A 12,173-nucleotide genomic window follows, 5' to 3' on the forward strand; every position below is an offset into this window, starting at 1 on the left:
GGATTCAAACAGTGCCTACATGGTTTTTCAACATTTATTCATCAGACAATCATGGCGATAGATTTAAAAATCCTCTCATTCCTTTTTTGTTTTCTATCATTCTCTCACTGGCCATGCCTCGGTCCTTGCTTCCTCCAGTCATTAATGCCCCCCTATTACTCTTAAAAACTCAAATTCCGGCATTTAACCTGATAAATGAGTATTCTTTATTTTATACTGATAAAAAGTAAGATACATTATACAAAGTGTAAAGTATTACCAGTTGCTACATATGCAATATGTAATATTCATGTTATATTTCCTAACAATAAATGATAAGCATCGTCATTTTTCTACAACCACTCTTACTATTCATCAAACTTAAAGGATGTTCATTCCTGATTTGCCCTGAAAACCAACTTATCAACACTTTGTCCACATAAGTAAAAGCCCAGAAACTTTATTCGAGTTTTTCTGGGCTTTTTATCTTTATCCACAGTTTATACACAAAAAACATGACTTGAATCTCTGTGATTGTGCAGGACAGAAGCATTCACTTAAAAGTTATCCACATTCACAAACTTATTTTCCCACTTATCAACAATTCGTCACCAACTTATCAACAGGCATTTCATTCTGGGTGAATAACGTATGAATGATATTTCTCATAATCTGTTTTCTTGCACTCAAGCCTTATTCGGTATCCATTTTCCTCATATTCCGTTTCCGTTATATGGCCATTTTCATTGAAGTAAGAAACCAACTGTCCTTGATCAAATGGAATCAGCATTTCACAGCGAATATAGTCCACAAAAATATGTACGCGAATTTGATCGATCAATTCCTCGATGCCCACTTTGTTTTTTGCTGACATATATACAGACTCACGATTCACCCGCGGAATTTCCAAACTAGTAAGATCCGCTTTATTATAAGCGAAAATCGTTGGAATCCCTTTAATCCCTATATCATCTAAGGTCTGTTCAGTTATCTCTATTTGCTGCTCATGATTGGGATTGGAAAAATCGACAACATGGATCAATAGGTCCGCTTCTACCACTTCTTCCAGTGTAGATCGAAATGCTTTCACAAGATGATGCGGCAATTTAGAGACAAATCCCACCGTATCCGTCAATAAGAATTCCTTCTTATCCGGGAGCGGAATGTTTCGTACGGATGTCTCAAGAGTAGCAAACAGCATATCCTTTTCCAAAACCCGCTTCTCGGCTGTTGGATGAAACATCTCAATTAAAGCATTCATGATTGAAGATTTCCCTGCATTCGTATAACCGACTAAGGATACGACAGGGATGGCATTCTTCTTCCGCTGCTTCCTCTGCGTTTGCCTGTGTGCAACAAGGTCCTCCAGTTCTTTATTCAATACTCTTATATTTTCTTCGATTCTCCTGCGGTCAAGCTCTAGCTGCTTTTCACCGGCTCCTTTGTTTGTACCGACTCCGCCACTCTGACGGCCTAATGATTCCCTTAAACCGACGAGACGTGGGAGCATATACTGAAGCTTTGCCACTTCCACCTGAAGCTGCGCTTCCTTCGTTTTCGCCCGATGCGCAAAGATGTCCAGAATCAAGATTGTCCGATCGATCACCTTGCAATCCATGTCCCTCTCCAGATTCCGTAGTTGCGAAGGGGAAAGCTGATCATTAAAAATGACAACGTTTGCTTCTTTGTAGTCAACGAGACTTTTTACTTCCTCAACCTTTCCAGTACCGATAAAATGTGATGAGGTCACCCGTTGCAAATTTTGTGTGATGGTCCCTACAACCTCTACCTCACATGCCTCCGTTAAATTTGCCAATTCCTCCATCGAATACTCAAAATCCTTTTGGCCATTGAGATTAACTCCAACCAAGATTGCCCTTTGTTGTAATTCCATCCTTTCAAATCCCTTCTTTACATGCCTTACTCCTTATAACCGCATGCTGCTCTAAAAGTCAGCCACATTGTAGCATACTACCCACCACATGCATAACGATTGCTTGTCCGAGCGAAATGTTCTTATTAGAATTCCTTTAATTAAAAAGATAATTCAACAAAAAATGACAGGACTCATTAAACTGAAGGTTCGGATTCTCATAAATCGCCTTGGACCTTTCTTATGATTTTTCTTAGAAAAAAAAGCAGAGAGTTTTCTCCCTGCCTTTTCGCTATAATTCACTGCTTAATATTATATCCCCTTTTGGAGCTTTGCTTTTTTCCGTGGGCTCAAGCGTAATTGCAACGGTATCCCACTTATGCTCCTCCGTTTCATCCAGTCGATATGACACGGCGCCCAGACCATCGCTGTTCGGTACGAATGTTCCAGCCCTGTATGGCTTTCCCTCCTCTAGAAGCCAAACTTGATACACCTGTGAGCCTTCCACGGGTTCAAGGTTTTCGGCTTGAATGATCATTTCCGTTTCATCATTTTTCTCCACCAGCGTTGCCCTGCCATTCATCGGAACTCCTTCACCCGGTTTCAGGGCTACACTAGTTTGGAGCCTATCAATGGTTTCTCGTTTTTCCTCTTTGCTATTATCCGTTTTATCTTGGGATAGCAAGGTATAGGCATTTCCGATCAAAGATGCGAATAAGACGGCCGCCAATAATGGCTTTATCCATTTATTTTCCCTTCTTTTTTCCTTAATCTGCTGCTTTGGCTGCTCGGCTTCCTTCTCCGATTGAAACACATTACCAAGAACCCGCTTTTTCATCTCACTTGGCGGTTCCACTGGTGTAACCGTATATGGCAAATCTTCCGTTAGCATGGCTAATTCATCTAATTCAGCACGGCATTCACGGCAGTCTGATAAGTGGTTTTCAAACTTCCTCCTAGGGACTTCATCCAATTGTCCGTTGAAGTAATCAAGAAGCCATTCACATGGATTATTATTCATCACTCTCTCCCCCTTTACGTAACTTTTGCGGGATAATCTTTCTTAAATGCTTGAGCGCCAATCGCACTCTCCCTTTTACGGTACCCAAAGGAATTTCAAACTCTGAGGCGATGCTCTGTTGTGACAGGCCCTTAAAATAAAATAGGTGAATCATTTTTTGTTGCTCCTCGCTTAATTCCGATACGGCCTGCCTCAGCATAGTTCCTTCTTCCTTCCACTCAATGAGATTTTCGACACTTGGGCTCTCACTCGGAATCTGTTCATATTCAAAATCGGAGGGTATATCTCTTCTTTTTCTTAGCTGATCAATACTTGCATTCCTTGTCATCGTCATGATCCAGCTAGAAAACTTTCCTTTGGATGAATCATACGTCCCCTTTTTCGTCCAAATTTTTATGAATACTTCCTGTACTGCTTCCTCAGCCAATTCCTTCTGTCCAGTAATTTTATAAGACAAGGAATATAAGAGCTTTTCATAACGATCATATATTTTTTCAAGGGCCTGCTTATCCCCCAGATGAACTTTTTCATAAAGCTCTACATCTATATCGTTCATTTAAGTCCCCTTCCTACCATGATTACTTATTATAGCAATGTCTGAATCACCCTTAACATTTTCTGTGTTCTAATCTATTTACGTTTTCAAAAGAAAAATGGATGCATTTTTTCAAAGTTTCACATGAAACAATTGGAAAGTTGCGTAAACAAGCTCCCCAGCACATAAAAGCACGGGGGAGCTACTATACTTTTATTCTTTTATTCTCAGTAATCGAAGACTGTTCAATGTAACTAATAAAGTCGCACCCATGTCGGCAAAAATCGCCATCCACAGTGTTAACCAGCCCGGCGCGATCAATAATAAGGCCAGGATCTTAATCACCAAGGAAAACGTGATGTTTTGCTTAATGATCGTTAATGTTTTGCGACTTAAGCGGATTGTATAAGGCAACTTAGATAAGTCATCACCCATTAGGGCAATATCGGCTGTTTCAAGGGCCGTATCAGTACCCGCCCCTCCCATCGCAATTCCTACCGTGGAAGCTGCCAAGGCCGGGGCATCATTGACACCATCGCCTACCATGGCCACTCGATTGTATTTTTGCTTCCATTGTTTGATGATGGTCAGTTTATCTTGGGGCAATAACTCCGCCTCAATCTCATGAACACCAGCGGCTGCTCCAATCGCATTTGCCGTGCCGATATTATCCCCGGTCAGCATGATCGTTTTTTCAATGCCCAATGCATGCAGTTTCCGAATTGCTTCCTTACTGCTTTCCCTTATTTCATCAGCCACCGCGATAATTGCCAGGGGCTTTATTTGATCACCAAGCACCATCACCGTTTTTCCTTCTTTTTGAAAGCCGCTGATTTGTTTGAGGATGTCATCAGAAAACTCTAAACCCGCCACTTCTTCAAAGAGATGTGGTTTGCCAATGTAATAGATTTCGTGATTGATTTTCCCTTTTATGCCTTTCCCAGTGATGGCAGTAAAATCATCTACCAATATAGAAGGATAGTCCACGTCATGCTTTTCAGCCCTTTTGAGAATGGCTGTGGCAAGGGGATGTTGTGATCTGCTTTCTAAAGCCGCAGCAATTCCCAGCACGTCCTGTTCATTTAACCCATCAGCCAACACTGTGAAATCAGTCACTTCAGGTACGCCCTTTGTTAAGGTACCCGTCTTATCAAACGCAATCGCATTTATTGCTCCTGCTTCCTCCAGATGGACCCCGCCTTTAATCAAAACCCCATTTTTCGCGGCATTCCCGATGGCTGTCACAATGGCGATTGGCGTAGAAATGACCAAAGCACAAGGGCAGCCGACAACGAGTACAGCCAATCCACGGTAAATCCATTCACTCCAATCCCCGTTCATTACAAGCGGAGGTATTATAGCAATGGCCAAGGCAATAAGCATGATCGCGGGCGTATAGAATTTTGCAAATTTATCCACGAAGGCTTGGGAAGGCGCTTTTTCAGCCTGTGCTTCTTCAACAAGGTGAATGATTTTTGCTATCGTCGTATCCTCGACTCGCTTCGTGACTTCTACCTCCAGCAACCCTTCACCATTTAATGTTCCGGCAAATACTTCACCATCAACCGCTTTAAAAATCGGCTCGGATTCGCCGGTAATGGCTGCTTGATTAAGTGTCGAAGCCCCTTTTAGGATTCTTCCATCCATAGCAAGCTTCTGACCCGGTTTAACAATCATGATGTCGCCCACTTCAATCTCATCGACACCAATCATGATTTCGTGATGCCCTCTGCGGATCAAGGCTTCTTTTGGCGCGATATTCATTAATGATTCTATAGAATTCCGAGCTTTATCCATCGAGTATTTTTCCAGTGCTTCACTGATTGCGAATAAAATGACGACAGTTGCCCCCTCGCCCCATTCACCGAGCACGGCTGCTCCAATGATGGCAACCGTCATCAGTGTGTGCATATCAAAGCGAAGAGTGACAAGATTTTTCAATCCATTGAGGAATAACGAATATCCTCCAACTATGATGGCAGCAGCATAACCGAATATCGGCATGATGCTTTCATCACCATATTGTTTATCCAATAACCAACTGATTAACAGAAGGATAGTCGAGAAAACCACTTTAATATTTTCTTTTTGCTTCCAAAATGGTTCCTTTTGTGTCACCTGTTCCTGTTCATCCCGGATTCTCAGGTTATCAAACGCCCCTGCCTTTTCAATCTCCTCAATTGTCGCACTTCCCTGTACCGAAATCTTCGAAGCCCCAAAGTTGATTTTGGCATCCTTCACACCGTCTAGATCACGGACATTGTTCTCAAACTTAGCCGCACAATTCGTGCAGGAAAGACCCTGAATACGATACGTTTTTAATGGGGACTCAGCCATCGACCCTTACCTCCTGCTGATGTTCTAATGCAATGAGAATTAATTGCTTTATGTGGTGATCATCCAATGAATAAAAAGCTAACTTTCCTTCTTTTCGATATTTTACGATTGCATGTTTATAAAGGGTACGAAGATGATGTGACGTTGTCGCCATGGAAGCACCAATGATATTGGCCAAATCGCATACACACAATTCCTCGTCCGTACAAAGCGCATAAGCTATTTTCGCCCGATTTTCATCGCCTATCACCTTGAACAGCTTCGATATGCTGGATATATTCACCTGGCTCATTTCCGTTTGAATGCGATTAACCTTTACTTCATCATGCAGATGGACATCACACATATCTTTCAGTTCCGTCATCTTCTCACGCCCCTCATTCAAATATTCGTTTGATTATAATATAACACAATTCCCAAAATATTCAAACCCGTATTTGAATGTATAGAATCTTTCTCCTTCCTCCAAATCACCTTGGTGAAAGCGCCCTATATGTCTTTATATGTGAGCCATCGTTTTTTTGTTTCACCTCTACCTTGCGTCCCATTTTCCTTGAAAAAGGACAGGCAACTTGTCTGCCGGTCCTCTTTCAAGGAAACCAACCATTCTTCTCGCATGTCGTTAAAAAAGTTGAAGGGACATAAATTGCTTCATGTCCCTCCACTCCAGTGATTTCAGTAATTTCCTATACTCACCTTGATAAGTATAATATTTTTAATTTAGTATTTTTTTGAAAAACTATGATATACTTAGTCAAACCTTTTAAGCGTTTTACTTTACTTGTACCGTTTACCCTGCTCATCGTTGAGCAGGGTTTTTTGTTATGTATTTTCACAAAACAAAAAAGACAGACCCTAAAAGGGTCTGTCCTTATTTGTTTTTGAAATTATGCTTTTTGAACGTTAGAAGCTTGAGGTCCACGTTGACCTTGCTCTACTTCAAAAGTAACTTCTTGGCCTTCGTCTAAAGATTTGAAACCTTCGCTTTGGATAGCTGAGAAATGTACGAATACGTCGTCTCCGTTTTCGCGTTCGATGAATCCAAAACCTTTTTCTGCGTTAAACCATTTTACTTTACCTTGTTCCATTGTTGTTGCCTCCTAGTGCACTTAGCACATTGTATTACTATCCTTGCTCTAAGTCATCATCGAAAACGAAAAGTAGTACTTTTAGTATCCTTAGTACCGAACAAAAATAATTAAGACTAAGCATAACATTAAATGGTAGCGATTGCAAATCATTTGGGTAAACTTTTTTCAAGCAATTTTTAATACTCTATAAATTCATTTACCTATTATTCTAGAACCAATGTGGACTCTAGCTGTTACAACTTGTTGAAATACATGACATCTCACTTCCATTTCAACAAACAGAAACCTTTCGAAAACAACGGTAGCGAGATGGTTTCTATACATGTTTACATCTGAGATTTTATTTTTCCGTAATGAACTTTTCTACCATTTCCTCTAATATGACCGATTCTTTTGCCAACTCTTCGTTTTGTTCCTTCAATCCAGTCATTATGGAACTTTGTTGAATGGCGGCAGCAGAGATTTGTTCAGTTGTTGCGACACCCTCTTCTGAGATTGCTGCAATTTCCTGAATGGATGCTAGACTTTCATCAGATGATTCATTGATTTTTTTCGAATGGATAGCTAATTGTTCTGTGCCTTTCAACAATTTCTCGACGGATCCGAATATCTTATTGAAAATCTCGCCATTGTTTTCCACTAAAGAAACGCCATTTAAAATATCCTGGAAACTTTCATCATTGGTTTGGATGACTTTGGCGGTTTGTTCATTAATCCGTGTAATTGATTCCGATATGATATCTATCGATTCATCCGTTTGTACAGCCAATTTTTGCACTTCTTGAGCAACTACCGCAAAGCCTCTGCCGGCATCCCCCACCCGTGCCGCTTCAATGGAAGCATTCAAGGACAGCAAGTTCGTTTGAGAAGCAATGACCCTTATTAAACCAATCACTTCATTTATCTTCTCTACATCCTCTTCCAGACTCTCCAAATTGGCTTTATTCGCATGGCCGTTTTCCATGATTTTATCCATCTGGCTCGTTACATCTTTCACTTGTTTACTTCCTTGTTCAGCAAGTACATTCGTATGTATAGTAAACTCATTCATTTTATTCGTTTGCTCGTTCATTAAACGAATTGTATCCGTTAAATCACTGATCATATTGGAAATCCGGTCAATGTGATGGGCACGCTCCTCTGAGGCTTTTGCTTCTTCCGTTGTCCCTGTTACGATTTGACCATAGGATTCCACCATCTCTTCAAAGGATTGTTGAATGGACACGGTGCTTTGATTCATCGTTCGAGCGTGTTCACGGACATTCTGAATGATATGGGACAAACTTAATCTCATATCCTCAAATCCATTTGACAGATCACCAATCTCATCTTGCCTACTAACTGGAATCGATTTACTTAAGTCCCCTTCTGCCATTTCACTCGTGTAACCAACAAGTTCATTAACGGGTCCCCAGATCCTTTTCCCGATGATAACGGCACATAGCACACCTAATATTATGGCACTTGCGAGAAATAAAATATTATAGAATATCATTTTGCTTTTCAATTCACTGATGAATTTCGCATCCATATCGATTCCTACGATGGCGTCCGTCCCTTTAATTGGCGTAAAGTATGACTTGTGTGTACCCCACTTATCATTATATATTTTACTTAATACATCTTCTTTTCCATTTATCGATTTGGCCTGCTCTGGCGTGAACGGGGATTCCACCATGTAGTCCTCGCTGCCATTCAAGGCTACAATCATGTCGGTATCATTCTCCCGCTTCAATACATCCACATATTCAATGCCCTTTTTATTTTCAACAAAGGCATCTAATTTCCGCTTAATCTCTTCTCCCCGTACCGAAGCATTGTTTATCAAAGTAGGATTGAGGCTTGATGCTAAACTGCGGGCATTTTCAGAAAGACGCTCATCGAATTGCGGAAGGACATTCTCGTTGATCATTTTATTGGTAATATAGGAAAAGCAAAGTCCCATGGCACCTGCAAAAAGCACGAATGGGATAATATAAAACAAGAATAATTTTGCCAGTAAAGATTTTTTAGGATTCAGCTTTGAAAATCTCATTCTCATGACCTCCTTAGGTAAAAGTCAGATGCTTTACAGTTAAATATGGAATTAAATCCAAATGAAGCAATTGAAGATTCTTATTCAAATCCTCACTTCTATAAAAGATGATTGCCATGCTCCGGTCATTTTGAAAAGGAAGCTGTCTATATTCCAAAACATGTTCAAATTCTTGTTGAAGTCCATCATGATCAATCCTAGCAACCTCTTCCGGATTGATTTCCAGTGGAACCTCTGCAAAGAAAAAGCTATATACGTGATCATCCATCTCTTCCAATATCCGATTCCAATCGGGCTTGGTACCCAAAAAGTAGTGTTCATACATATTCATCCCATAGGCATGGTACCCTAGGTCCGTTGTTCCCGCTCCAGCAAAACGGAGGGGATTGATTTCAATAGGAAGCACCCGGTTTCCTTTTTTGCGAATTTCAAAATGGACAGGGTAGTTCCTAAGAGGAAGAAGCGTTTGAATATTCTTCATGAACTTTAGTGCATCATCATAGATCTCTTTAATGGCTATCTTCGACGTATAATAAATTCGATCGGAGGTATCGTAATCATCCTTGAATAAGCGTTTGAAGACATTCAAAATGATCGGATCACCATCTTGATTGTAGTAGCCATCAATGGCATATTCCTCTCCCTGAATCCACTCTTCTATTAAAACGGTCTGGGAACCAACCACATCCGAGTCATACAATCCATCCGACAGAAGTAAATCCTGCTTTAAATGACTTACGGCTATATCCCACTCTTGTTCATTCTTGACTTTGTGCACCCCTACACTTGAATAGCCAATATTCGGCTTGATAACTACCGGAAACGGTATATGTTCTTTTTCCAATTCACTTATTATCGATAGATCAATATCTTGGAAATGGAAATCAGGATATAAGGATCTCGTTAAATTACGCACCTGACTCTTGTCTTTCAATAACTTGGACCATATGTATTCATTGCTATTCGGTTGAAAATGACCTAATAAGGTTATGCCATTCTCAGAGTTTGTAAGAATTCTTTGGTCCATTTCCATGGACTTGAAAAATTCTGTATCTTTTTGAATGTTCAGCTTTTCAGATGTTATTGTTTCTCCCCATTGCCCTTGTCCCAGTACTGGAATTTGCTGTTCCTCTAACACCTTTAGAAGAATTGGTGACACAATGGTCTCATTCAAAATAATCATGTTTTCCACCTAACTTATACTGTTTTATGTATCCTCATATTTAATCGGTTAAAAGTAGTAAGTATTTAGCATTTATAGGTATTTATTATCAACATCCTTATAAAAACTAAATTACAGATAAACCTTTAGACTCATTTTCTTGATCCCTTTCATTTCGTTACATGAATATTTTCACTTTTTTTGTATTTTATTCTTTCAAAAACAGGTTATCTGGCATAATAAAGACGATCCAGTCATTATAGGGAAATTTCCTCAAACTAAATTTAAGTGATACTTAGAAGTTCATATTCAATTCATAACTTCTTTGTATACTTCCTCTTGTAATAAAGATCATGAAAGGATGTATGAACATATGTCAGAAGAAAAAAAGCAAATAGGATGGCGCCAATTCATCCGCTTGGTTAAACATACGAAGCCTTCTAAACTAATGATAGGGATTGCATTAGCATTAAGCTTAAGTACAACAGGTGTAGGTTTATTGGTCCCGCTGTTCACAAAAAATCTAATTAATGATTTTTCCCTTAGTTCACTAAGCACGGAACGGATCACACTTCTCGTCCTTGCCATAATCATTCAAGCATTGGCAAGTGGATTTTCCATCTATTTATTAAATCGGATTGGTCAATTTGTAGTAGCGGGTATTCGGGATCAACTATGGAGAAAATTACTCGTATTACCCGTGAATTATTTTGATGAACATCCATCAGGTGAAACTGTCAGTCGAATGACCAATGATACAACTGTAGTGAAAAGTTTAATCTCGGAGCACCTCTCTAATTTCGTTAACGGAATCATTTCCATTGTAGGCTCCATGATTGTGTTATTTGTACTGGATTGGAAAATGACATTGTTGATGTTCATTGCGATCCCTCTCTCTGTTTTGATATTAATGCCACTAGGTAAAAAAATGCATCAAATATCAAAAGGGATGCAGGATGAGACAGCAAGTTTCACCTCCGTACTCCAACAGGTGCTGACGGAAATCCGTCTTGTTAAAGCATCAAATGCAGAAACAATAGAATATGAAAATGGTAAAAAAGGGATCAATAAATTATTTCATTTTGGACTAAAAGAAGCAAAAATCCAAGCCTTGATTGCACCGCTAATGAGTTTTGTCATGATGGCATTACTCGTACTGATCTTAGGTTATGGAGGAATGCGAGTTTCTTCAGGAGCTCTGACTGCTGGAGCTTTGGTTGCATTCATTATGTATCTTTTTCAAATTATCATGCCCATGGCTCAATTAGCCAGCTTCTTTACGCAATTCCAAAAAGCTACGGGTGCTACAGAACGTATCATTGCGATTTTGGATTCAGTAGAGGAAGAAGATGCGTTGGAGCAAGTTCAAAATATAAGCCAAACTATCACCGTGGATCACCTGAACTATAGTTATAATAATGGAGAACAAATACTTAAAGATATAAGCTTCAACGTTGAAGCTGGTAAGGTCACTGCAATTGTCGGACCAAGTGGCAGCGGAAAAACGACGCTTTTCTCATTATTTGAGCGGTTCTATAAACCACAGCAAGGCTCCATTTCCATAGGCGGGAAATCCATAAATGATTTCACGCTCCTTTCATGGAGAAGCCAGATTGGTTATGTTTCACAAGAAAGTCCTATTGTATCAGGCACAATTCGAGATAATATATGTTATGGAATCGATCATGATATAACGGATGAGGAATTAAATCAAGTCGCTAAAATGGCATATGCGGATCAGTTTATTTCCGAGCTTCCCAATGGATATGATACAGAGGTTGGTGAAAGGGGCATGAAATTATCGGGCGGCCAAAGACAAAGAATTGCGATCGCACGTGCATTTCTACGAAACCCCAAAATATTAATGCTTGATGAAGCTACCTCAAGCCTAGACAGCAAATCGGAAAATGTCGTTCAACAGGCGTTAAATGAGTTAATGAAAGGGAGAACAACAATAGTAATTGCCCACCGCCTATCGACAGTTATTGGATCGGACCAAATCATTTTCCTTGAAAAAGGGAAAATAACAGGCAGCGGAACCCATAAAGAGCTTTATGAAACACACTCATTATATCGCGAATTTGCAAAACAGCAGTTGCACAAACTTGAACTAGCTTAATTCACCGAAAGGAAAGAAAAG

The 12,173-nt window shown here is 39.9% G+C and carries 9 protein-coding genes; 1 reads left to right on the forward strand and 8 read right to left on the reverse strand.

The genetic code is table 11. The annotated features are described in order from the left end of the window. Window positions 1-610 precede the first annotated feature (610 nt). From hflX to LQ203_RS21610, 8 genes are all read right to left on the reverse strand, one after another. Window positions 611-1,873: a GTPase HflX gene (gene hflX, locus LQ203_RS21575; RefSeq protein WP_230161232.1), complete on the reverse strand. Its 1,263-nt coding sequence runs from the start codon at window positions 1,871-1,873 to the stop codon at window positions 611-613. Between the two features lie 271 nt (window positions 1,874-2,144). Next, window positions 2,145-2,873, reverse strand: coding sequence for an anti-sigma factor (locus LQ203_RS21580; protein WP_230161234.1), 729 nt, complete (start codon window positions 2,871-2,873; stop codon window positions 2,145-2,147). Further along, on the reverse strand, window positions 2,866-3,429 hold the full coding sequence (locus tag LQ203_RS21585; protein WP_230161236.1) for a sigma-70 family RNA polymerase sigma factor: 564 nt from the start codon (window positions 3,427-3,429) through the stop codon (window positions 2,866-2,868). Before LQ203_RS21585 ends, LQ203_RS21580 begins: the two co-directional genes overlap by 8 nt. Before the next feature lie 192 nt (window positions 3,430-3,621). Then, window positions 3,622-5,745, reverse strand: a complete 2,124-nt coding sequence (locus LQ203_RS21590; protein WP_230161238.1) for a heavy metal translocating P-type ATPase — start codon at window positions 5,743-5,745, stop codon at window positions 3,622-3,624. Then, window positions 5,738-6,109 carry a metalloregulator ArsR/SmtB family transcription factor gene (locus tag LQ203_RS21595; RefSeq protein ID WP_230161239.1) on the reverse strand — a complete coding sequence of 124 codons (372 nt, stop codon included), beginning with the start codon at window positions 6,107-6,109 and terminating at the stop codon, window positions 5,738-5,740. Before LQ203_RS21595 ends, LQ203_RS21590 begins: the two co-directional genes overlap by 8 nt. Before the next feature lie 523 nt (window positions 6,110-6,632). Then, window positions 6,633-6,833: a cold-shock protein gene (locus LQ203_RS21600; RefSeq protein WP_034304915.1), complete on the reverse strand. Its 201-nt coding sequence runs from the start codon at window positions 6,831-6,833 to the stop codon at window positions 6,633-6,635. Window positions 6,834-7,176: 343 nt separating this feature from the next. Then, on the reverse strand, window positions 7,177-8,871 hold the full coding sequence (locus LQ203_RS21605; protein WP_230161241.1) for a methyl-accepting chemotaxis protein: 1,695 nt from the start codon (window positions 8,869-8,871) through the stop codon (window positions 7,177-7,179). Window positions 8,872-8,884: 13 nt separating this feature from the next. Then, window positions 8,885-10,054 carry an ATP-grasp domain-containing protein gene (locus tag LQ203_RS21610; RefSeq protein WP_230161243.1) on the reverse strand — a complete coding sequence of 390 codons (1,170 nt, stop codon included), beginning with the start codon at window positions 10,052-10,054 and terminating at the stop codon, window positions 8,885-8,887. Between the two features lie 352 nt (window positions 10,055-10,406). On the opposite strand from LQ203_RS21610, the gene LQ203_RS21615 reads away from it, so the two are divergent. Then, window positions 10,407-12,152, forward strand: coding sequence for an ABC transporter ATP-binding protein (locus tag LQ203_RS21615; RefSeq protein ID WP_230161245.1), 1,746 nt, complete (start codon window positions 10,407-10,409; stop codon window positions 12,150-12,152). Window positions 12,153-12,173: the final 21 nt, after the last annotated feature.

Origin of the sequence: Peribacillus sp. Bi96 (assembly GCF_918698115.1) — a bacterium.
GTDB lineage: Bacteria > Bacillota > Bacilli > Bacillales > DSM-1321 > Peribacillus.

Excerpts from the sequence above, each read along its gene's own strand:
- LQ203_RS21605 (WP_230161241.1), bottom strand. The coding sequence starts at position 8,871 with ATGAGATTTTCAAAGCTGAATCCTAAAAAATCTTTACTGGCAAAATTA.
- LQ203_RS21615 (WP_230161245.1), top strand. The coding sequence starts at position 10,407 with ATGTCAGAAGAAAAAAAGCAAATAGGATGGCGCCAATTCATCCGCTTG.
- LQ203_RS21580 (WP_230161234.1), bottom strand. The coding sequence starts at position 2,873 with ATGAATAATAATCCATGTGAATGGCTTCTTGATTACTTCAACGGACAA.
- LQ203_RS21595 (WP_230161239.1), bottom strand. The coding sequence starts at position 6,109 with ATGACGGAACTGAAAGATATGTGTGATGTCCATCTGCATGATGAAGTA.
- hflX (WP_230161232.1), bottom strand. The coding sequence starts at position 1,873 with ATGGAATTACAACAAAGGGCAATCTTGGTTGGAGTTAATCTCAATGGC.
- LQ203_RS21585 (WP_230161236.1), bottom strand. The coding sequence starts at position 3,429 with ATGAACGATATAGATGTAGAGCTTTATGAAAAAGTTCATCTGGGGGAT.
- LQ203_RS21610 (WP_230161243.1), bottom strand. The coding sequence starts at position 10,054 with ATGATTATTTTGAATGAGACCATTGTGTCACCAATTCTTCTAAAGGTG.
- LQ203_RS21590 (WP_230161238.1), bottom strand. The coding sequence starts at position 5,745 with ATGGCTGAGTCCCCATTAAAAACGTATCGTATTCAGGGTCTTTCCTGC.
- LQ203_RS21600 (WP_034304915.1), bottom strand. The coding sequence starts at position 6,833 with ATGGAACAAGGTAAAGTAAAATGGTTTAACGCAGAAAAAGGTTTTGGA.